20 protein-coding genes are annotated in these 20303 nt (G+C 55.8%); 8 read left to right on the top strand and 12 right to left on the bottom strand.

Translation table 11 applies throughout. The features are described from left to right. Positions 1–59 precede the first annotated feature (59 nt). Positions 60–683 carry a DsbA family protein gene (locus tag A3OW_RS0102565; protein WP_020561866.1) on the top strand — a complete coding sequence of 208 codons (624 nt, stop codon included), beginning with the start codon at positions 60–62 and terminating at the stop codon, positions 681–683. Positions 684–792: 109 nt separating this feature from the next. Continuing rightward, positions 793–1578 (top strand): ceramidase domain-containing protein, encoded by a 786-nt coding sequence (locus A3OW_RS0102570; RefSeq protein WP_020561867.1) that lies wholly within the window; start codon positions 793–795, stop codon positions 1576–1578. Positions 1579–1581: 3 nt separating this feature from the next. Here the strand turns inward: A3OW_RS0102570 and A3OW_RS0102575 are convergent, their stop codons facing one another. From A3OW_RS0102575 to fae, 8 genes are all read right to left on the bottom strand, one after another. Then, positions 1582–1752 carry a rubredoxin gene (locus tag A3OW_RS0102575; RefSeq protein WP_020561868.1) on the bottom strand — a complete coding sequence of 57 codons (171 nt, stop codon included), beginning with the start codon at positions 1750–1752 and terminating at the stop codon, positions 1582–1584. Between the two features lie 109 nt (positions 1753–1861). After that, positions 1862–2875, bottom strand: coding sequence for a Gfo/Idh/MocA family protein (locus tag A3OW_RS0102580; protein ID WP_020561869.1), 1014 nt, complete (start codon positions 2873–2875; stop codon positions 1862–1864). A 211-nt stretch (positions 2876–3086) separates the two neighbouring features. Then, positions 3087–4274, bottom strand: a complete 1188-nt coding sequence (gene hxlAB / locus A3OW_RS0102590; RefSeq protein WP_026223278.1) for a bifunctional 3-hexulose-6-phosphate synthase/6-phospho-3-hexuloisomerase — start codon at positions 4272–4274, stop codon at positions 3087–3089. 225 nt (positions 4275–4499) lie between these two features. Beyond that, positions 4500–5099, bottom strand: coding sequence for a PqiC family protein (locus A3OW_RS0102595; RefSeq protein WP_020561872.1), 600 nt, complete (start codon positions 5097–5099; stop codon positions 4500–4502). After that, positions 5096–6691 (bottom strand): PqiB family protein, encoded by a 1596-nt coding sequence (locus A3OW_RS0102600; protein WP_020561873.1) that lies wholly within the window; start codon positions 6689–6691, stop codon positions 5096–5098. Before A3OW_RS0102600 ends, A3OW_RS0102595 begins: the two co-directional genes overlap by 4 nt. Beyond that, entirely contained in the window at positions 6688–7311 is a 624-nt protein-coding gene (locus tag A3OW_RS0102605; RefSeq protein WP_020561874.1) for a paraquat-inducible protein A, read from the bottom strand. Before A3OW_RS0102605 ends, A3OW_RS0102600 begins: the two co-directional genes overlap by 4 nt. Further along, positions 7308–7943, bottom strand: a complete 636-nt coding sequence (locus A3OW_RS0102610; RefSeq protein ID WP_033411531.1) for a paraquat-inducible protein A — start codon at positions 7941–7943, stop codon at positions 7308–7310. The genes A3OW_RS0102605 and A3OW_RS0102610 overlap by 4 nt, the downstream gene beginning before the upstream one ends. Positions 7944–8017: 74 nt before the next feature. Next, positions 8018–8569, bottom strand: a complete 552-nt coding sequence (fae, locus tag A3OW_RS0102615) for a formaldehyde-activating enzyme (RefSeq protein WP_020561876.1) — start codon at positions 8567–8569, stop codon at positions 8018–8020. Positions 8570–8784: 215 nt separating this feature from the next. Here fae and A3OW_RS0102625 point away from each other — a divergent pair, with 215 nt between their 5' ends. From A3OW_RS0102625 to A3OW_RS0102645, 4 genes are all read left to right on the top strand, one after another. Beyond that, positions 8785–10623, top strand: coding sequence for an LTA synthase family protein (locus A3OW_RS0102625; protein WP_020561878.1), 1839 nt, complete (start codon positions 8785–8787; stop codon positions 10621–10623). A gap of 272 nt (positions 10624–10895) precedes the next feature. Then, positions 10896–11108, top strand: coding sequence for an OadG family protein (locus tag A3OW_RS0102635; RefSeq protein ID WP_232422318.1), 213 nt, complete (start codon positions 10896–10898; stop codon positions 11106–11108). A 121-nt stretch (positions 11109–11229) separates the two neighbouring features. Continuing rightward, positions 11230–13029, top strand: coding sequence for a sodium-extruding oxaloacetate decarboxylase subunit alpha (oadA, locus tag A3OW_RS0102640; RefSeq protein ID WP_020561881.1), 1800 nt, complete (start codon positions 11230–11232; stop codon positions 13027–13029). An 89-nt stretch (positions 13030–13118) separates the two neighbouring features. Continuing rightward, complete coding sequence (locus tag A3OW_RS0102645; protein ID WP_020561882.1) at positions 13119–14246, top strand: sodium ion-translocating decarboxylase subunit beta; 1128 nt, start codon at positions 13119–13121, stop codon at positions 14244–14246. Between the two features lie 200 nt (positions 14247–14446). Here A3OW_RS0102645 and A3OW_RS0102650 read toward each other — a convergent pair whose 3' ends face one another. The 4 genes from A3OW_RS0102650 to ppx all read right to left on the bottom strand — a co-directional run bounded on the left by A3OW_RS0102650 (position 14447) and on the right by ppx (position 18085). Further along, on the bottom strand, positions 14447–14830 hold the full coding sequence (locus tag A3OW_RS0102650) for a type II toxin-antitoxin system VapC family toxin (RefSeq protein WP_020561883.1): 384 nt from the start codon (positions 14828–14830) through the stop codon (positions 14447–14449). Next, on the bottom strand, positions 14820–15080 hold the full coding sequence (locus tag A3OW_RS0102655) for a hypothetical protein (RefSeq protein WP_020561884.1): 261 nt from the start codon (positions 15078–15080) through the stop codon (positions 14820–14822). Before A3OW_RS0102655 ends, A3OW_RS0102650 begins: the two co-directional genes overlap by 11 nt. 217 nt (positions 15081–15297) lie before the next feature. Then, positions 15298–16578 (bottom strand): hypothetical protein, encoded by a 1281-nt coding sequence (locus A3OW_RS0102665; protein WP_020561885.1) that lies wholly within the window; start codon positions 16576–16578, stop codon positions 15298–15300. A 7-nt stretch (positions 16579–16585) separates the two neighbouring features. Beyond that, complete coding sequence (gene ppx, locus A3OW_RS0102670; RefSeq protein ID WP_020561886.1) at positions 16586–18085, bottom strand: exopolyphosphatase; 1500 nt, start codon at positions 18083–18085, stop codon at positions 16586–16588. A gap of 135 nt (positions 18086–18220) precedes the next feature. Between ppx and A3OW_RS0102675 the strand changes: the two genes are divergently transcribed. Together A3OW_RS0102675 and A3OW_RS0102680 are read left to right on the top strand one after the other, a co-directional pair. Continuing rightward, the gene (locus A3OW_RS0102675; protein WP_020561887.1) at positions 18221–19150 is read left to right on the top strand and encodes an ABC transporter ATP-binding protein; all 930 of its coding nucleotides are present in this window, start codon (positions 18221–18223) and stop codon (positions 19148–19150) included. Then, positions 19147–19911 (top strand): ABC transporter permease, encoded by a 765-nt coding sequence (locus A3OW_RS0102680; RefSeq protein ID WP_020561888.1) that lies wholly within the window; start codon positions 19147–19149, stop codon positions 19909–19911. The genes A3OW_RS0102675 and A3OW_RS0102680 overlap by 4 nt, the downstream gene beginning before the upstream one ends. The last annotated feature ends 392 nt before the right edge of the window (positions 19912–20303 follow it).

Below are 20303 nucleotides of genomic sequence, written 5' to 3' on the forward strand. Positions count from 1 at the left end.
TCCCGGCCGGTTCTATCCGCCTTCAAGAGAGAAGGCCGCAGCAATAAAGCCTTTCTGCCATGAGCGACACGTTATTTTACATCCACGATCCGATGTGCAGTTGGTGTTATGCGTTTCAGCCCGCGCTGTTCGCTTTGAAAAACCATCTGCCTTGTTCCGTCCGGCTCGAGAAACGGGTGGGCGGGCTGGCTCCCGACACGACGACGGTGATGCCCCAGGATCTGCAGGAGCGCATACGGCAGACCTGGCGCCGAATCGAACGGACCGTTCCCGGAATTCGCTTCAATGACGACTTCTGGATGTTGAATACGCCAATCCGCTCGACTTATCCGGCCTGCCGGGCGGTTCTGGCCGCGGCACGGCAAGGCGCTGAGTATGAAGACGCCATGATCCTTGCCATTCAAACCGCTTATTACCGGCAAGCCAAAAATCCTGCGCTGTTTTCGGTGCTTCAGGAATGCGCCGCCGCTATCTCGCTGCATCCGGACCGGTTCGTACAGGATATGGCCAGTGAAAGTTTGGACAAGGAGTTACAGGATCAAATCGGCCAGGCCAGACGGTGGGGTGTTACGACCTATCCGTCGCTGCGGCTGCAGCACGGAAAACGCATCGTGCCGATCGCCGTGAATTATCTCGATTATCAAGCCATGCTCGATGACATCGGGCAGGTGGCGGAATCTTGATGTGGCCGGTAAAATAGAGCCGGATACCCTGAAATCGTAGGTCAAAGCATCGGCAAGCCGGCGTCTGACTGTCCGGAATTTCACTTCTGATTGAGTTTTTCCGATCGCCGTGACCTTCGATCCACGCCTGAAAATCATCATTTTTTTGACCGTGGCCGCCACCGCCGGATTGTTCGGCCTGGCCGATCCGATTGCCCAGGATCCTGCTTATCACCGCTTCGCGGATCGGCGCGCGGCGTTGGGTATTGCCAACTTTCTCAATGTGATTTCCAATGGGCCTTTCGTAGTGATCGGGTATAAGGGCATGCGCCTGATCGCGGCGCACGAAAACAACCGGCCGCTCGGCTCCCTGACGGCGCTCTATTTCGGTTTTTTTGCCGGCATCTTTCTTATCGGTTGCGGTTCGGCCTATTACCACTCCCATCCGGACAATCAAACCCTGGTGTGGGATCGGCTGCCGATCACTGTCGCGATGACGTCTTTTTTCTGCGTTCTGATCGGGGAGTACGTTTCGGCACGAAGCGCCCGGCAGTTGTTCATCCCCTTGCTGATCCTGGGATTGGTCTCGGTCGCTTACTGGTACATCACCGAACTGAGCGGCCACGGCGATCTGCGCCTTTATGCGCTGGTTCAGTTTTTACCGGTCATCCTGGCGCCGGTCATTCTTCGGCTGTTTAACTCGGCCGAGCTTCATCCTCGCGTTGTCTGGGGATTGCTGGGAACGTTCGCGGCGGCTAAAATCGCCGAACATCTGGATGCGGAAATTTACAGTCTTTTGGGCTGGGTCAGCGGCCACACGCTCAAACACCTGGGCATGGCGGCCGGGATCTGGATCGTTTACCGCGAGCTGCGGAAGCGAAAAGACGAAGCGGGAACCGCCCCGCTTCGCCGGTGAGTTTTACACCAATAATTTGAAAAAACTCTTGGGAGCCCCGCATATCGGGCATTCCCAGTCCTCAGGAATATCTTCCCAACGGGTTCCCGGAGCGATACCGCTGTCCGGATCGCCTTTTTCTTCATCGTAGATGTGCTCGCATTCCATGCAGTAGTATTTCTTGTAATCCGACATTCTGATTCCTCATAAATGATGTTTTGTGAAAAGGGTGAATATTGAGCGTTGGTCTTATCCTGACCGGCTTCGGCAGCTCTGTTGCCGGCGGACAGGAAAAACCGCCTTCTCAACCCAGTTTGACCTGACGTCCCAGTGCGGCGGATTGCATGGCGGCCACCAGCAGCTCGCAGTTGCTTCTGGCATCTTCCAGCGAAAGCGCCGGTTCGGATCGGTTCAGGACGCACCGGCTGAAATGTTCGATTTCCAGCCGGAAATGGTTTTCGGGCGGCATCCGCTCTTCGCATTGCCGGCCGTCTTCGGTCCACCAGGAGATGACCGGAATATCGCCCGGCAATTGCCAGACCGTATGGCATTTAATTCCGCCTTTGGTTCCAATAATTTCGTATTCGCAGCGCCGGGCGCGTTCGAAGCTGAAATCGAAATTCACCATTTTTCCGGAGCCGTAATCGATAATGCCGCTGGTGGTGATGTCGGCGCCGCTGCCGACGTAGCTGGACACTGCCGTTACCGAAACCGGCGGGGTGTCGAAAAACAGGCGGGCCGAATGAATGGCATAGCAGCCGATGTCCCAGAGCGCGCCGCCGCCGTTTTCGATGCTTTCGGCCAGACGGTACATGCGCGCCGGGCGCATCATGAAGGAATAAGTGGAGCGCACGGTGCGGATCTCGCCGAACAGTCCGGACCGGATCAGTTCGAGAACCCGCTGATGCTGCGGATGAAAACGATACATGAAGCCTTCCATCACCGTGACCCGATGCCGTCTTGCTGCGGTTTCAATGGCGTCGATGTCGGCTACGGACAGCGCCATCGGCTTCTCGCACAAGACGTGCTTGCCGCGCTCGATCGCACGGAGTGTCCATTCGGCGTGTTCGTGATTGGCCAGAGGCAGATAGACCGCTTCCACTTCCTCGTCGTCCAGCAAGGCTTCGAGGCGGTCGTAGGTTTTGACGTCCGTCTGTCCCGGTCCGTATTTGGCCAGCGTTTCTTCGGCGGCGCCGGGGCGCCGGCTGGCGATGGCCGTCAATTGGGCATTGTCCGCTTCGACAATGGCCGGCAACAGCCGTTCGTTGACCCGTGCGGCACCCAATATGCCCCAGCGTAATTGTGCTCTGTCAGTCATGTAGGCTCTTCCTATCGGGCCATCCGGTAATGGCCCTTGTGGTTCTAGTTCCAGGATGGATGTCAAAATTTGCGTCCGCTGCCCGTCAGGGCAAGCGGGAAGAACGGCGGCTCGGAGTGCACCTGAAGATAATGCTCGTTGCCGACATAAATCTGCCAGGTTTTAAAAACCTGGCAGATTTATGGCAGGAAAACGAGTTCCAGCCATATCCTTATTCGAGATTGGCGTGACGCGTCCGCATTTCTTCTTCGGCAATGCCTTTTTCGTGAATCAGATGCGACACCAAAGCTTCCAGGAAGGAAAGGGTGGACAGTTCAAAAATCGTCCCCATGGGCATGCCCACCACCTTGCCGTACTGATCCGGTTTACCCATCAGCAGGACGGCGTCGGCCATATCGCCGATCGTGGAGCCGCTTTTTGCGGTAATGAGAACAATTTTGGCACCTACTTCCCGGGCTTTTTTGGTAAAGGCGATCAATTGTTCGGTTTCGCCGGAACCGGAAATGATGATCAGAAGATCGCCCTTTTTGATGCTCGGCGTGACGATCTCTCCGACCACGCTGACGTCGTAACCGCTGTGCATCAGCCGCATCGCAAAGAAACGGCAGACCAGGCCCGAACGGCCCGCTCCGGAGACGAAGATTCGCTTGGCCTTGTCCAGCATCTTGGTCAATTGCTCGGGATAGTCGTCTTCGGTTTCGCTTAGAATCGAATGGACTTTGCCCAGGATCATGTTCTGGTGCGGATTGCCGGCCTGGCCCTGGCCGTCGACCAGTTGCTTGATTCGGCGCGCCGCCTCGGCGGGGGAAGGGGCGCCGTAGATGGCGGCACCCACCACGATGATGTCGGCGCCCGACTGCACCACCTGATCGACCGTGGCCTCCTTGATGCCGCCGGCGACCGAGACTCTGACGTTGAGGCCCAGCCGTGCGATGTCCTGCAAATCGGCAAAAGGCGTTTGTCCGGCCGCCTGGGCATCGAGCCCGGTATGGACGCCGACGATATGGGCGCCCAGTTCGGCTGCGGCTTTCGCGCACTCCAGTTTATCCGGCACGTTGATCAGATCGATCTGGGCTTCGGCGCCGTGCGCCTTGGCAGCCTTGATCACGCCGGCGATCGTGGCCAGTCCGGATACGCCCAGAACGGTGCAGATGTCGGCTCCCGCCGCATAGAAAGGCGCGGCCTCGTACTCGCCCGCATCCATCGTCTTGAGGTCGACCAGAATGAGTTTGTTCGGGAACTTGGCTCTGAGCGCCTTGACCAGCTCGATGCCGTTGAATTTGATGCAGGGCGTGCCGATTTCGAAAATGTCGACGTAGGGCGCGGTTTGCTCGGCCAGACTCATGGTTTGATCGAAATCCAGTGAATCCAGCGCTAATTGTATGAGTGGTCTTGCCATAGGAGGTACCCCGAAATGTTATTGTTATCAGTGTTATTGTTATACAGAAAAACCAATGGATAGAACTCTAAATCAGGTTCGAAAGGATGTCAATTTCCCGCCGACGCTTTAGCGCGGCGGACGGCGGATTGGATCCTTTTTCCGGTGTGCATGCCGATAAAGAAAGCCCGGCTAGCGGACAAATCCGGACGGATCCGATAGGAGGCTGTTGCCATGACGGAAGCTCTACCGGACCGATTCCAGAACGCCGGCCATTTGCCGGCTGAAATCGTTCATCAGTTCGCTGAGCGCCTTGACGGAAGCCGCAGGAGAACGATCGGACAAAGGGCGGCTCAGATTGACCAGACCGTGTTTCAGAATACGATGGTCGGTTTCCTTCATGACCGCCCAATTGGCCTCCAGGTTGGCCGCACGGCCGGGCGTGGCGTCGAAACGGACAATGTCCACCAGCAGCCGATAATCGACCCGGCCGTAAGCACTCCACGGATAAGCCTTGATCAGATCCCGCGACAGCAGAATCCCGAGGTTTTCGGTCAAGGTCTGGAGTATGTTGTCTCTTAACGGGGCCGCCCACTGATGCTGTTCGGAAATTTCTATCGAACCTTCCGGGTCTCGGATCACCAGTTGTTTGCGTTCCAGCAGGGCTGCCAGGGTGACGGGACCGACGCCGATGATCCGTTCGGGTTCCTGATTGACGGATGCCGTTCCGGACGCGGTCAGGGGCTCCAGAATATAAAAGCGGGTCGGCGGGGTCGAGGCGCAGGCGGCGACGGCCAGACCGAGGGCATAAGGCAACCAACGCCGGATTAGCGAATGAGCTTTCATTCCGTTCCTTCCTCTTTTTTTCCATGAAGCAGGGTTTCCGGGTGCTGCTCCAGATAATCGGTTAGCTCCTTGACCGAGCCGGCCGCGCGGGTCAACTCCTGCAGCAACCGGTCCAGTTCGTAATGCGTGGTCGAGCCGGGTGCCAGCGAATTCAACACCTGCTCCGTGGAAGTCATCGTCCGGTCGACCTGGCCCAGCGTTGCTTTGGCGCCGGCCATCAGACTGTCCGCCGCCCTGGCGGTTCCCTGGAGCGACGTCAACGTCTTATTGGCTTCCGCGGTCAGAGTTTCCAAAGGCAGTTTGGCCAGTTTGTCCATAATGATCTGGGCGGAATGGGTAAATTGATCGAGCGAACTGGCCGTGGTCGGAAACTCGGGGTAATCCATTTTATTGGCGGTCAGGACGATTTTACTGTCGGGATGGAAATCCAGGTCGACCAGCAACTGGCCGGTCAACAGGCTGCCGGTCTGAAGCTGCGCGCGAAGCCCTTTTTTGATCAACTGGGCAATGATGTCCTCGTGTTTGACGTTCGGCTGATCATTGATCTTTCTGATGCGGTCCGGCTCCAGCTCGACCACCACCGGGATGCGAATGTCCGCTGTTTTTTCGTCCAGTTCCAGATTGATGCTGGTGACCGCGCCGATCGGAATTCCCCGTAACTGCACCGGAGCGCCTTCGGTCAAGCCGCGGACCGAGCCGTTGAAATACATCACGTATTTGAGGGTGTTCCGATAAACGACCTGGGTGGATTGCTCGTAGTTTTCGTACAGCTTGAAGACGCTGTTTTCGGGCTGGATGTCCTTGATGCCGTCCTTGCCCGAGGCACGGAAGGCGATGCCTCCGCTCAGCAAGGAAATCAACGGTCCTGTTCTGACCTTGAAACCCTCGGCGCCGGCGGACAAATCCAGGCCGCTGTCGATCCAGAAACGGGTGTTTTTCCGTACGAACTGATCGTAAGGGGCGTTGATGAAAATAGTCAGCCGGATTGCATCGGAAGTTTCGGTGAACTCGTGACTGAGGACTTCGCCCACCGTGATGCCGTGAAAATTGATCGGCGTTCTAGGTTTCAGAGAGCCGAGGTCGCTGGTTTCCAGGATGAATTGTTTCCCGGGGGTGGCGGTTTTTAGCACCGGAGGCACCGTCAGGCCGGTAAAATGGCGCTCGTCGGGGCCGCTGCCCGGCTTGATTTCGATATAAGCCCCGGACAGGAGCGTGCCGAGCCCGGAGATGCCGCCCAGACTGACCTGGGGACGCACCACCCAAAAGCTGGTGTTCTTTTTCATGTAATCCTGGGCGCTGCGGTTCATGCGCGCGCTGACGCGGATGGTTTTCAAATCGTCGTTGATGGCGATGGCGGTGACTTTGCCGATTTCGACGTCCAGGTAGCGGATTTTGGTCTTGTCCACTTCCAGTCCTTCCGCCGTCGGGAAATCGATCGTAATCAACGGTCCTTTTTCCGATACCGACTTGTAAATCAGCCAGGCGCTGACCAACAGGGCGCAGACGGGCAGCAGCCAGACCAGGGACAGCTCCGGCTTCCTGTTGAGTGTTGCCGTCCCGGCTTCGTAAGAGATTTCTTCCTCGTTCATCATGGGCGTTGCTGATTGTCCCAGATCAGGCGCGGGTCGAAGTTTCTGGCCGCGAACATGGTGAGCACCACGACGGCGGCAAAGGCGGTGGCGGCGGGACCCGCGATAATCTGCGCCACTCCGCCCAGATCGACCAGCGAGACCAAAATGGAAATCATGAAAATATCGAGCATAGACCAGCGTCCGACAAAAGCGATGATGCGATACATGAGCGTCCATAGCCGGGCATTGACCTGCCATCGGTAACGGGCGCACAACACTAACAAGGTGATGCCGACCAGTTTCGACAGCGGCACCAGAATGCTGGCGATCAGCACCAGCAGGGCGATGGGAATCATGTCGCTGTCCATCAACGAAAGAATGCCGCCGAGGATCGTGTGCGGCGCCGCCGAGCCGAACTGGGTGACGCTCATGATCGGGAAAATATTGGCCGGGACATATAAGGCATAAGCGCTGAGCAGAAAAGCCGTGGTCCGGGCCAGGCTGTACCGTATGCGCGCATGCAGAGGGGCGCCGCAGACCGGGCAGGCCGGAGGGTGCGCCGTGCCGCCAGCGGACGGTATCTTACTTAAAAATCCGCAATCGTGGCAGCGGATCAGCCCCTGCGCCCATGCCGTTTTCATCGACGGAGAGTGAAATCGCCGAGCAGCTCATCGATGCGCCGCCAGAACAATACTTTATCGAGACTGCTCGCCAGCAGGCTGGTAACGATCAGCAAACCGATGAAGGCATACAGGCCGAAACCGAATCGCAATTCCGCCATGTCCGACAGTTTTACCACGGCCACAATGATGCCCAGCATATAGACTTCAAGCATGGCCCATTCGTCCAGATGCTGGAGCGTACGCATCCACAGAGGTAGGCGCCGGTCGGGCCGGTCGAAAAAAAGATGAGCGCTGATCAGCAAGGACAAAGCGATGTTCAGCGCCGGAAACAGGATGCTCGACAACAGGACCAGCAAGGCCACTCCCCACATGTTTTCGGCCATCAGCGAAACAACGCCCGAAAACAGAACGCCGTCTCGGGTGTTGCCCAGCACCTGAATGCCCACCAGAGGCAGAAAATTGGCCGGAAAAAACAGCGCCAGGCCGGCGATCGACAAGGCAAGGGTGCGCTCGACGCTGTTTTTCCGGGGACGTTCCAGGAGCAAGCCGCAGCGAGGGCAGTGCGCTTTTTCGCCGATTTCGGGAAGCGCCGGGTAGAGCAGCGCATCGCATTCGGGGCAGGCTTCCAGGCGGATTCGACGCAACATCATTCGGATCAAGACGGCAGACGACAGGAAATGGCGAGAACTTTTTCAGTCCGGCTCCTGCGTGGCTTCGCGTCATCCTACCATTGAGACTCGCCGGTTTCCGGATCGTACATTTCGTGGACGATTTTATGGCGGTTGGCGATGAGTTCTTCAATCGTGGGCGAATTGCTCATCGCGCGCGAGATGGCGAGTTTCATCGCTTCGTAATTGGTGCGGTACAGGTCCTTGCGGTCGAGATCGGGATTGGTCGCGCACTCGGGAGCGATCCAGATCATCGCAATGATGCACAAATCGTTCGCCTCGGCGGCCGGAATCACACCCTCGATTACGCTGTCGAGCACGGCATCGGCCACGGCCGATTGCACCGGTCCTCCCAACAGATTGACGTAAGCCGACGATTTGATGGTGACTTTGGGCACCATGATCGTCGCCGGCCGCACTTGTTGGTTGCAGGCCCGGATGGCGAACATGCGGGTGTGCCCTTCGGTCTGGCCCATCAGGTTGGCGAAAGCATGGCCGGCGGGTCCCTTGACGCTGCCGATCAGGATCTCCGGCATGGCGTCCGTCCCCTGGCCCTCGCTTGAAAATACCGTGGCTTCGCCGGTTTTAAACCATATTTTTTCTGACATCGGAAGTCCCCTGTGTTTAAAGAAATCGAAAACGGGTCATTCTATGACTATTGGGCCACAGCGGCAATAGCCAACTTCAAATGGCCCGGACGTCCGTCCCGGCCGGCCATTGATAGAAACAATCGAACTGCCGGCTTATGGTAATATGGTCCGTTTTCGACTTCATTCGCGCCGCCGGCCCTTTTGCAATTTTAAGTTTAAGTAAGACATTTTCCATGCTATCGAGATTATTGCCGTTATTGTCCACCACGCTGCTCTATCTGATTTATTATCTGATCAGCACGTTTAAATTCGACGTACAAATCAAGACCTCGGCAATTCCTTACGATTTTCTGTTGCAACTGGCCGTTTCCTACACGCTGTACGCCTTGTCGAAAAGGCAATGGATTTTTCTGGTCATTCAGGCCCTGTTGATGGGCCTTCTCTACGTCGGCAACGCCATTAAAATCTCCTTTTTCGGCGGCCCGATCATGCCGGACGACGCCTATGCCTTGCGTTCGCTGCTGCTGATCCTCGAAGGCTGGCGTTTTTTTGCCGCCGCCATCCCTCTGGCCGCCATTGCCAGCCTGTTGCTGTTCAATTTCACGATGCGCCACTGGAGTTCCTATCTGGCGAGTCTGTTCGCCATTTTGCTGGGCCTGACCATCGTTTATCAACCCTTGATGATCGTCGAACCGCTGGACAAATATCTGGGCAACTCGGTATGGGATCAGCGTTCGAACTATTTATGGCACGGCGCCACCCTATACAGCCTGCAGGAAGGGGCGCGCTATTTCGCCCTGGCCGACCGGCCGCCGGACATGGATGAAGCGCACGAAGCGGCTCAGAATCTGCTGTCCGGGCTTCCGGAGCCCGTAGAGGAAGAGAAGCCGTTTACTCCGCGGAATATCCATCTGGTGCTGCTGGAATCCTTCTGGGATCCCAACGGTTTGAAAAAAGCCCGCTACTCCGGAAACCCGCTGGCGCCCGAGTTCCGCAAACTCTGGAAAAGCGCCGGCTACTCCCATGCGCTGACGCCGGTGTTCGGCGGCTACACGGCCAATTCGGAATTCGAAGTGCTGTGCGGTTTTCCCGTGACCAAGGACAACGTCAAATTCGAACGTCAGTTGCTCAATAAGGTGCCCTGTCTTCCCCACATTCTGGCCGATCAGGGCTATCGCACCGTGGCCTCGCATCCGAACGTGCCGGTGTTCTGGAACCGGGTCAATGCTTACGAAAGAATGGGATTTCAAACCTACTGGTCGCTGGACGATTTCGTTCAGGACGACATGAACCGGGAATTCATGTCGGATGCGACGCTGTTTCGCCAGGTCCTGGAAAAGATATCGCCGACGCTGGCGGCCAAGCAGCCGATTCTGGACTACATCGTGACTTATTTCGGGCACTGGAACTATCCTTTGAGCGACAGCCGCCCCAATAAGATCAAGTCGGCCTCCCCGGTGGAGGAGGTGACCACTTACGCCAATACGGTGTATTACAAGTCGCGGGAAGTGATGGATTTCATTAAAAAAATGCAGCAAACCGATCCCGACGGCATCATCGTTGTCTTCGGCGATCATCTGCCTTTTCTGGGGGAGAATTTTGCCGGCTACGTGGATTCCGGCGTTCTGGCGTCCAGTCGCAGCGAATTCACTCCGGAAATGTTCAAGTTTTACGTGAGCACGCCGATGATCGTCATCGACGGCAAACGCGGACCGGTCAAATTCGGCAGTTTGCCGCTTTATCAGGTGCCCGGTCTTCTGCTGAACCTGCTTCATTACAAGGAGCCGAGCATTCTGGATTATACCCGCCCGTTGCCCGGTCTGCGCGTGCGGCCTTTGCCGGGGCTGCATTTCGACCTGCTCGACGACGGAAAAATCGAGGTCTGCAAGGAGCCGCCTTATTCCGAAACCTGCCGGAAATCGGCACAGTGGCTTGCCGACGTCACCGTGGTCGGCAACGATTTGTTCATCGGCCGTCAGGTAACGCGCCCGAAGCCTTCCGAGCCGGCACTGCCGATGGAAGAACCGGACCGCAACAAGGAAGAAGCGGAAAAGGTGACCGTTCCCGATTGACTTCCGGCGTCCGCTGTCCAGGCGGGAGAAAGCCTTTCGCCGGCAGACCGGGATGTCTTCGCTGGAGCGTCATTCGTTGCTCCGCCGGTTCGATGCTTTTCCGGTATCGAAAATCGCCGGGACTTTTTCAGCAATCCTTGCCGAACTCAATGCGATAGCAATTAAAAACAAAAATTCATTGATCTTTAGTTTGTTTAGGCGTCAGGTTTTAGGGATAATGGCCTGATTGTTTCATAGATTTATCCAGTGGTGGGACGGTTATGGCGGAACTCATGAATAGCGGTGTCGAATTAATGCTGGTCGGGATGGGCGTCGTTTATCTTTTTTTAACGGCGCTGGTGATAGCGATCGGCTTGATGTCGTCCCTATTGCAGCGCTTCTTTCCCGAAGCGCCGCCCGCTCCCAAAAAAATATCGCTGGAACCCGACAACAGTACGATCGCAGCGATCAGCGCGGCGGTTCACCAGTATAGAAACAGAAACTAACGACCCGGATTAAAACAAGGATGATTTAACGTCTCTTCAAGTTTTAAATAACCGATATTGTGCCAATTGATTATTGACTCGAAATGAAAAAACTACACCGGTCTCTGGAGAAAATTTAAGTATGGCAAAAGAGAAAACCAAGCCTTTAGCTATCACCGAAGTCGTATTGCGGGACGCGCATCAATCGATCCTGGCAACAAGGTTGCGGATCGAGGATATGCTGCCCGTTTGTGAGAAGCTCGATCAAATAGGTTACTGGTCTTTGGAGACATGGGGTGGAGCCACGTTCGATGCTTGCATCCGCTATCTCGGCGAGGATCCCTGGGAAAGATTGCGCCTGTTGAAAGCCGCCATGCCCAAAACCCGCCAGCAAATGCTGCTGCGCGGACAGAATTTGCTGGGTTACCGCCATTTTGCCGACGACGTGGTCGACAAGTTCATCGAACGCAGCGCCGTCAACGGCGTCGACGTTTTTCGTGTTTTCGACGCGATGAACGACATGCGCAACATAGAGCACGCCATTAAAGCCGTGCTGCGTACCGACGCTCATGCGCAAGGCACGATTTCCTACACGACCAGTCCCGTGCACACGATGGATTTGTGGGTAAGTCTCGGCAAACGGATCGAAGACATGGGCGCCCATTCCATCTGCATTAAGGACATGGCCGGCCTGCTCAAGCCGTACGATGCCTATGAACTGGTCAGCCGCCTGAAAAAGAGCACGAATCTGCCGATCCACATGCAGTGCCACGCCACCACCGGTTTAAGCACTCCGAGCATCATCAAGGCCGCCGAAGCGGGCATCGACAACGTCGATACCGCCATCTCCTCGCTCAGCATGACTTACGGCCACAGCCCGACCGAAACGATTGTCGCCAGTCTGGAAGGCACCGCGCGCGACACCGGCCTGGACTTGAACAAGCTGGAAGAGATCGCGGAATATTTCAGGGAAATCCGGAAAAAATACGCGCAGTTCGAAGGCAGTCTGAAAGGCGTGGACGGACGCATTCTGGTCTCCCAGGTTCCGGGCGGCATGCTGACCAACATGGAAAGCCAGCTCAAGGAACAGGGAGCAGCCGACCGGTTTGACGACGTGCTTCGGGAAATTCCGCGGGTACGCGAAGATTTGGGCTTTATTCCGCTGGTGACGCCCACGTCGCAAATCGTGGGCACTCAGGCCGTGATCAACGTGATGAACGGCGAACGCTACAAAACGATTACCAAAGAGACTGCGGGAGTGCTGAAAGGCGAATACGGCGCCACGCCCGCGCCGGTCAACAGGCAGTTGCAGGAACGGGTGCTGGCGGGAAGCCAGCCGATTACCTGCCGTCCGGCCGATCTGCTGGAGCCGGAAATGGACAAACTGATCGCCGAAGTGACGGACAAAGCCAAAAAGGAAGGCGTCCAACTGGCTGCGAACGTGGAGGAAGACGCTCTGATCAACGGCATGTTCGCTCAGGTCGGCTGGAAATTTCTTTGCAACCGCGGCAACAAGGCCGCTTTTGAAGCGCCGCCGTGCGCGGAAGCCCCGGCTGCCGGCACGGCCGCCGGAACCCACGAAAATCGGCACGGCCGGCAGATGCCGGAAACCTATACCGTCAACGTCGACGGCAGAAATTTCAGCGTCACGGTCAGCCCGGGCAGCGGCGATTTATCGATTCAGCCGATGGCGGCGAGCGCCGTCCAGACCCCGCCGGCGAGCGGCAGCGGCCACGTCGTGGAGGCTCCGATGGCCGGTAATATCCTGAAAATTCTGGTGAGTCCGGGGGCTGCGGTGGCGGCGGGAGAAATCGTCGTGATCATGGAAGCCATGAAAATGGAAACGGAAGTGCGTTCCAAGTTTGCCGGCATTGTCGGCGCCGTCCACGTCAAGGAAGGTGCCGGCGTCGCAGGCGGCGATGTTTTGATTTCATTCCTGTAAAAACAAGCAAAAACGGAAGATGGATACTCTTTTATGCTTTGTACGGCCGTCCATTCAATCGCCTTGAGACTTCATTAATTAGTTAACCCATGGAAAATCTGATTTCACTCTGGCAGAGCACCGGCATTTACAATTTCACCGGCGGACAGGCCTTTATGATGCTGGTCGGTTTTGTTTTGCTGTATCTCGCCATCAAAAAAGGTTTCGAGCCTTTGTTATTGTTGCCGATCGGTTTCGGCGCCGTGCTGAGCAATATTCCCGTTGCTGGCATTGCCGAAGAGGGCGGGATTCTTTATTACCTTTACTTCGGCATCAAGACCGGCGTTTTTCCGCTGTTGATTTTCATGGGCGTAGGCGCCATGACCGACTTCGGCCCCATGCTGGCGAATCCTAAAACGCTGCTGCTGGGCGCCGCCGCGCAGTTCGGCATCTTTGCCTCTCTGCTGGGCGCTCTGGCTCTCAATTTCATTCCCGGCCTGGACTTCAGCCTGAAAGACGCCGCCGCTATCGGCATCATCGGCGGCGCCGACGGCCCGACCGCGATTTACGTCGCATCCAAACTGGCCCCGGATCTGCTCGGCGCGATTGCCGTTGCGGCTTATTCCTACATGGCCCTGGTGCCTTTGATTCAGCCGCCGATCATGCGGGCGTTGACCACCGAAGACGAACGAAGGATCGAAATGCAGCAATTGCGCTCGGTCAGCAAGGCGGAAAAAATCGTTTTTCCGCTGCTGCTGCTGTTGCTGTGCATACTGATGCTGCCTTCGGCCGCGCCTCTGGTCGGCATGTTCGCTCTCGGCAACCTGATGAACGTTTGCGGCGTCGTGGAGAGGTTAAGCCAGACGGCGCAAAACGAGCTGATCAATATCGTCACGATCTTTCTCGGCTTGTCGGTGGGTTCGAAACTCAGCGCCGAGGCTTTTTTGCAGGTCAAAACGCTCGGCATCCTGGCGCTGGGAGCGACCGCCTTCGCCATCGGCACCGCCGCCGGCGTCGTCATGGCGAAAATCATGAACCGGTTCAGCAGCACCCTGATCAATCCGTTGATCGGCGCGGCCGGAGTCTCCGCGGTGCCGATGGCGGCGCGGGTTGCCAACAAGCTGGGTCTGGAAAGCAACCCGCATAATTTCCTGCTGATGCATGCGATGGGACCCAACGTGGCGGGCGTGATCGGCTCGGCCGTCGCCGCCGGGGTACTGTTGAGCCTGGTCAAATAGCTCCTTCGGAGCGCCCGTTGTTTCGCGGCAAAGGGCGCTTTATCCGGCGCTGTCGCTGCGGTTTTGCAGTTTTTTTTATTCCTATCTCATAGAAAGCTACCGTCCATAGCTATACGGTAACGTAATGGGGTCAAATCCCGAACTGTTCCCATGTAAGTTGTACGATTATGAAAAGCACCAGCGGCGGCTGCTTCCGGAAGTTATTCCTCCGGCGAATAAGGGTCGAGTAACAAGCCGTTGACCGGGGCAAAATGCTTGACGTTGCCGGTGCATAGCAATTCGTTATGGGCCAATGCGGTGGCCGCGATCAACGCATCGCCCATTTCCATGCTGTGGCTGAGCGCGAATTGGCGGACCAGTTGGCGGGCACGGTAAGAAATGGCCGGGGTGAGTTCATGGATAGTGAATTGCAGTGCGGCGAGCATTTTTTCAAACACGGCCAACTCTTGTTTGTTTCTGCAAAAAGGCACGTATTCCATATAGGTCACGGCTGAAATTGCACGTTGCTGGGTGTTCATGATGAGTTCTTTGGCAGACAGCACGCCTCTGTCGGCATAGATGAGGATGTTGGTATCAAAGATCATCGAAAGCTCTCCGGCGGCCCTTGCGGACGGCGCGCAATTCCGCTTCGACGGAAGCAATGCCGTTCGTGCGGTGCATACCGAAAAACTCCGCCATGGCCGCTTCCTGTTCTTCGGTATTGGTGGCTGGAGCGACAGGATGGACCACGCCCAGTATTTGGCCGTGATAGGTGATTTCCACGATCTCGCCGCGCTTCAGCGCGTCGATGAGTGCTTTGTGCCGAGATTGGAGTTGGGAAGCCGTTAATTGCATGATTCGGATAAATACATATTTTAAAATAGCTATTTTATCGCAAAATCACAAAAGGTTAACCAAAAATGAGCAATTCCCGGCTCTGCCGGGGAGCCGGCAAAAGGCTGACGTTCAGTGGAGTCCGTCAGGAGACTCCCCATTTCTTGAGTTCGGCTATGCGTTTGGTTTATCCGGCTAAAAACGCCGGCAATTATGAAAAATCTTTAACCAAAGCCTACTACGGGGAAGTTATCTCCTGATAGATCGGCATGGCGGCGATGCGGGCGTCGATCTGCTCCACTATTTGTTTGTAGGCCGGGCTGTCGATGCCGCCGAACAAGCGCTTGAATTCGGCCGCATCCATTTTTTCCGGAAGATCGCGCGGATCGGGCATGAAGTCGCTGTAATTTTTAATGCCCGCCATGGCTTTTTGAATCTTCCGTGCATTTTCGGGCGAGGAGGTCGCGATTTCTCCGAAGCGGGTTCCGGCCTTGTCGGCCGCCAGATCGATAAAGCTGAAGCCGCTGCCGCCTTCGGCATCGCTCAATTCCTTTTGTTCTCCGACCACTTTAGCCACCTGGCCGTTGACCGATGCGGTCAGCGCCGCCGAGCCGATGAAATGTTGCGCCAGATCGATCCGTTTGTACATGAAGGCGGCGTATGGGCTTTTCTCGCTCGTCCTGGGCGCCGAATCGTTGATCATTCTGACCGCCTCCTGTTTGTTGACGTAATCGTTCACGGTCAGAATGACCTGCCTGTTCTCTTCGACCGCATTGTCCGGGGACGAGCGCCGGTAAGCCAGTTCAAACAGCGGTTGCAGCAGTTCCGCCAGTGACAGGCGCCATTCGGGATCGTGGCGGGCGACGATGTCGGCCAGTTTTCTTTGATAAACGTTCTGCGCCGGATTGTCGCTGCCGTGGCTTAGAAACCGGCGCGCCTGCTGTAGCGTTTCGGCGCTGGAATGGTAGGTGATGGCGATTTTATCCTCATCGATCCGGACCGCCTTGATCGGTCGGGTGGCCAGAATGAAGTATTCGTTCATAGACGTGTTCTGAATCACGGCATCGATGACGAACGCAGCCAGTTTCGCCGGCAACAGCAATTTGCCGACTTTGAATTTGGTGATGCCGGGCAGTTCGTCGGGGCTTTCATTGCCCAGCCTGAAACTGACGTTCAAATATTTGCCCAGACTATTTTCAGGCAGGGTGGTGGTGACCTTGAATCTCAATTTGCCGTTCTTCAATTGAATTTGGACGGCGCTTTTACTGAAACGGTTCAGCAGGTAATTACCGGCCAGATTCAGGTCGCTTTCGGTCAGTTCGATCGTACCGAGTTCATCGGGTTTGATTTTGGCGCCTTCGTGCAAAATTTTCCGCGCCCTGGCAATGTCGTCGTGAGTCAAAGCCCAGCCCAGGCCGATGACCTCGGGTTTGTCGCCGACGCCGAACAGAATCAGCAACAGGCACAAGAAAAATACGGCCATCAGGCCGAACAGGGGAATACGGATTAAAGTTTTCATCAAGCGTTTAGGAGAATGCCAGCTTAAAGCCCGCGGATTTTATGTAGTCCGCTTCTTGTAACAGATCGGCGTGAGTAAGAGGCGATTGGTTCAACCAGTCGGGAGGAAATTTTAGATGAATTCGGGTTTTATCGATCGTCAACTGAAAATCGGGTAGTTCGTGTTCATGCCGATTGCGCCGCAACAAGACCGCCAGGCGTAGGATAAGGGTCAGAAAAGGAGCCTGCTGGTCCCAAGGAGCGGGCAGAGAGGTGAAATTGGAACGCACAAACTTGCGCCGATGAGAGCGCACGATGGTGGCCAGCACGATCTGATCCTGCCGGGAGAAACCGGCAAGATCGCCGTTTTCGATAATGTAGGCGCTGTGTTTGTGATACTGGCTGTGCGCCACGTCGAAACCGATTTCATGCAAATCCGCCGCCCAGTTCAGGAATTGTATCAGCATTTCTTTTTCCGACAGCGAACCGTCTCTGTCCAGTTGCGCGATCATGTAAGCGATGGTCTGCCGGATGCGCGCGGCGTGCTCTTTATCGGTATGATAACGCTCCGCCAGCGCCTTGACCGTCTCCGAACGAACGTCGTGATCGTACAAGCGGCCGAGCAAATCCTGGATCAGCCCTTCGCGGAGGGCGCCTTCCGAAACGGTCATCTGCTCGATGCCGAGGCTTTTGAACGTGGCGTAGACGATGGCGACGCCGCCCGGAAACACCGGCAGCCGGTCGGGATTCACGTCGAGCGCTTTCAAATCGTTAACGTGATGGCAGCGGACGATATGGTCCACCAGTTGTTCCAGCGCGCTCCTCGTGATCCCGTTATTGCTCCATTTTTTGGCTTTCAGAACCTTGTCGATCGCGCGTAAGGTCCCGGAAGCGCCGATCGCTTCATCCCACCGGTTCCGCTGAAATTTTTTCGCAAACGGTTCGAGCCGCTGCTCGGCAAAGAGGGTTGCCCCGGCAAAGGCGCTTTTCGAGATTTTTCCTCCTTTGAAGAACGCATTGCTGACCGAAACGCAACCCATGTGCAGACTTTCTTTTTCAAGGGGCGTATTGCCCGTGCCCACGATGTATTCGGTGCTGCCGCCGCCGATGTCCATGACCAGCCGGACATTGCTCGTATGGCCCAGGCTGTAGGCCACGCCCAGATAAATCAGGCGGGCCTCCTCGATGCCCGAAATGATGTCGATCGGATGATTCAACGCCTGTTCGGCCTTGGTCAGAAACTCCCCGGCGTTTTTCGCGGTACGCAAGGTATTGGTTCCCACCACGCGAACGCTCTCCGGCGGGAAATTACGGATCCTTTGGCCGAATCTTTCCAGACATTCCAGGGCTCTCGTCTGGGTCTGGACGTCGAGGATGTTGCGTTTGTCCAATCCCGAAGCCAATCGGACCATTTCTCTCAAGCGGTCCAGGATCTGTAATTTGCCGTCCGTCAAACTGCATACGATCATGTGAAAACTGTTGGATCCGAGGTCCAGGGCGGCAACATAGCGGGGAATTTTTTTGGGCATGCGTCAATCGGTTTTGTCTTCGGTCGGTTCGATTATCTGATAAAATTGTTACATTTTTTCGTATCGAATTGATCAGCAGTCGATCACTAATCGGCTAATGTAACGTATTTACCCCTTTTCGTTAAGCAGTTTTACATGAATGCATTATCCATTCGCAATCTCAGAAAAACTTACAACAATGGCTTCGAAGCCCTGAAAGGCATCGATCTTGACGTCGAATCGGGCGATTTTTTTGCGCTGCTCGGACCGAACGGCGCCGGCAAATCCACAGCAATCGGCATCATCAGCTCGCTGATCAACGCCACCGGCGGCAGCGTCCGCATTTTCGGACACGATTTGAAAAAAGAGCTTTTCCAGGCCAAAAGCTGCCTCGGGCTGGTCCCCCAGGAAGTCAATTTCAATCAGTTCGATACGGTCAAGAACATCCTGCTCAATCAGGCGGGTTATTACGGCACGCCTCGCAAACTGGCCCTGCAGCGGGCCGAATACTGCCTGAAGCAGATGGATCTGTGGGACAAGCGCAATACCGTGTCCCGCAGGCTGTCGGGCGGGATGAAACGGCGGGTGATGATTGCCCGGGCGATGGTGCATGCGCCGAAACTGCTGATTCTGGACGAGCCTACGGCGGGCGTCGACATAGAAATCCGCAGATCGATGTGGAAACTGATGCGCGAAGTCAACCAGCAGGGAACCACCATCATTTTGACGACGCATTATCTGGAAGAAGCCGAAAGTCTTTGCCGGAACATTGCGATCATCGACCAGGGCGTCATCGTCGAGCATTCTTCGATGGCCAACCTGCTGGCCCGGCTCAATATCGATCATTTCGTGTTGGATCTGGCGGAACCGCTCGCCGCCGCGCCCGACATTGCCGGCATCCATTCCGAACTGCTCTCGGAAAAGGTTCTCGAAGTCGCCGTACCGAAAAAAATCGGGCTGAACGAATTGTTCAACCAGCTCGGTTCACGCCACATCAAGGTGCTCAGCCTTAAAAACAAATCCAACCGGCTGGAGCAATTGTTTCTGGATTTGATCGACACGAAAACCTCGGGAGGCGGCCAATGAATTTTTCCATTGCCTTAAGAACCATCGTCGTCAAAGAGGTTTACCGCTTTCTTCGCATCTGGCCGCAAACGTTGTTGCCGCCGGCCATTACCACGGCGCTCTATTTTTTAATTTTCGGCCGGTTGATCGGCAACAGGCTCGGCGAGATCAACGGCGCCAGTTACATCGATTACATCGTGCCCGGCGTCATTCTGATGTCGGTGATCAGCCATTCCTACGCCAATGTCGTTTCTTCCTTTTACTCGACCAAATTTCAGCGCAACATCGAAGAAATGCTGGTCGCACCGGTGCCCAATTGGGTCATTCTCGGAGGCTACGTGGGCGGTGGCATCGTCCGGGGGCTCCTGGTAGGCGTCGTCGTGGCGTTGATTTCGCAATTGTTTGCCGATCTGCGGGTGAACGATGCGGCCGTTACTCTGGCGATCGCAGTGCTGACGGCGACTCTTTTCGCCCTGGCCGGCTTCATCAACGCTATTCTGGCCGAAAGTTTCGACGATATCTCGATCATTCCGAACTTCATCCTGACGCCGCTGAGTTATCTGGGCGGAGTCTTTTATTCGGTGGACATGCTGGACGGGGTATGGCAGATTGTTTCCATGGGCAACCCGATTCTTTACATGGTCAACGCCTTTCGCTACGGCTTGATCGGGGTGACCGACGTCCAGGTCGTCCTGGCCTTTGAAATTACCGTCGGCTTTATCGTGGTATTGACTCTGTTCAGCCTGTTTCTGCTGCACAAAGGAGTCGGGATTAAAAACTGATGCCGATGGCCATTTCGATCCGAAGTAAAAACGTATCGGAAACGCATCCCGTGCCGGCGGCAAAGGGAACCGGAACCTGCCTTGACTAAATCTGTCAGTTTGGGATAATGAATCCAGCGTTGGGTTATGCCCCATCCGCACTCTAACCGACAACATCCTATGAGTTTCGTGTGATTTCAGAGGGTTTTTTTAACCCTCAGCCAGCCATCACAGGATTTTAAACTGCCGAGATTTTTAACGAATCGGATCATTCATGGAATCTATTTCGAAGCGATTAAGGAAAAACCTCACGGTCGATAGAGCGCCCGTCCGCACGTTCAACGGTATTTCCATGGCAGGAATCGTCCTGCTTCATTACCCGTTCACTTCCTGACTTCTTTCGCCGCCGACAG

The sequence above is a fragment of the Methylosarcina fibrata AML-C10 genome, from assembly GCF_000372865.1.
Classification (GTDB): domain Bacteria; phylum Pseudomonadota; class Gammaproteobacteria; order Methylococcales; family Methylomonadaceae; genus Methylosarcina; species Methylosarcina fibrata.

Excerpts from the sequence above, each read along its gene's own strand:
- A3OW_RS0102605 (WP_020561874.1), bottom strand. The coding sequence starts at position 7,311 with ATGAAAACGGCATGGGCGCAGGGGCTGATCCGCTGCCACGATTGCGGA.
- hxlAB (WP_026223278.1), bottom strand. The coding sequence starts at position 4,274 with ATGGCAAGACCACTCATACAATTAGCGCTGGATTCACTGGATTTCGAT.
- A3OW_RS0102665 (WP_020561885.1), bottom strand. The coding sequence starts at position 16,578 with ATGAAAACTTTAATCCGTATTCCCCTGTTCGGCCTGATGGCCGTATTT.
- A3OW_RS0102610 (WP_033411531.1), bottom strand. The coding sequence starts at position 7,943 with ATGATGTTGCGTCGAATCCGCCTGGAAGCCTGCCCCGAATGCGATGCG.
- A3OW_RS0102575 (WP_020561868.1), bottom strand. The coding sequence starts at position 1,752 with ATGTCGGATTACAAGAAATACTACTGCATGGAATGCGAGCACATCTAC.
- A3OW_RS0102565 (WP_020561866.1), top strand. The coding sequence starts at position 60 with ATGAGCGACACGTTATTTTACATCCACGATCCGATGTGCAGTTGGTGT.
- fae (WP_020561876.1), bottom strand. The coding sequence starts at position 8,569 with ATGTCAGAAAAAATATGGTTTAAAACCGGCGAAGCCACGGTATTTTCA.
- A3OW_RS0102655 (WP_020561884.1), bottom strand. The coding sequence starts at position 15,080 with ATGCAATTAACGGCTTCCCAACTCCAATCTCGGCACAAAGCACTCATC.
- A3OW_RS0102650 (WP_020561883.1), bottom strand. The coding sequence starts at position 14,830 with ATGATCTTTGATACCAACATCCTCATCTATGCCGACAGAGGCGTGCTG.
- A3OW_RS0102680 (WP_020561888.1), top strand. The coding sequence starts at position 19,147 with ATGAATTTTTCCATTGCCTTAAGAACCATCGTCGTCAAAGAGGTTTAC.
- A3OW_RS0102600 (WP_020561873.1), bottom strand. The coding sequence starts at position 6,691 with ATGATGAACGAGGAAGAAATCTCTTACGAAGCCGGGACGGCAACACTC.
- A3OW_RS0102595 (WP_020561872.1), bottom strand. The coding sequence starts at position 5,099 with ATGAAAGCTCATTCGCTAATCCGGCGTTGGTTGCCTTATGCCCTCGGT.
- A3OW_RS0102645 (WP_020561882.1), top strand. The coding sequence starts at position 13,119 with ATGGAAAATCTGATTTCACTCTGGCAGAGCACCGGCATTTACAATTTC.
- ppx (WP_020561886.1), bottom strand. The coding sequence starts at position 18,085 with ATGCCCAAAAAAATTCCCCGCTATGTTGCCGCCCTGGACCTCGGATCC.
- A3OW_RS0102635 (WP_232422318.1), top strand. The coding sequence starts at position 10,896 with ATGAATAGCGGTGTCGAATTAATGCTGGTCGGGATGGGCGTCGTTTAT.
- A3OW_RS0102580 (WP_020561869.1), bottom strand. The coding sequence starts at position 2,875 with ATGACTGACAGAGCACAATTACGCTGGGGCATATTGGGTGCCGCACGG.
- oadA (WP_020561881.1), top strand. The coding sequence starts at position 11,230 with ATGGCAAAAGAGAAAACCAAGCCTTTAGCTATCACCGAAGTCGTATTG.
- A3OW_RS0102625 (WP_020561878.1), top strand. The coding sequence starts at position 8,785 with ATGCTATCGAGATTATTGCCGTTATTGTCCACCACGCTGCTCTATCTG.
- A3OW_RS0102675 (WP_020561887.1), top strand. The coding sequence starts at position 18,221 with ATGAATGCATTATCCATTCGCAATCTCAGAAAAACTTACAACAATGGC.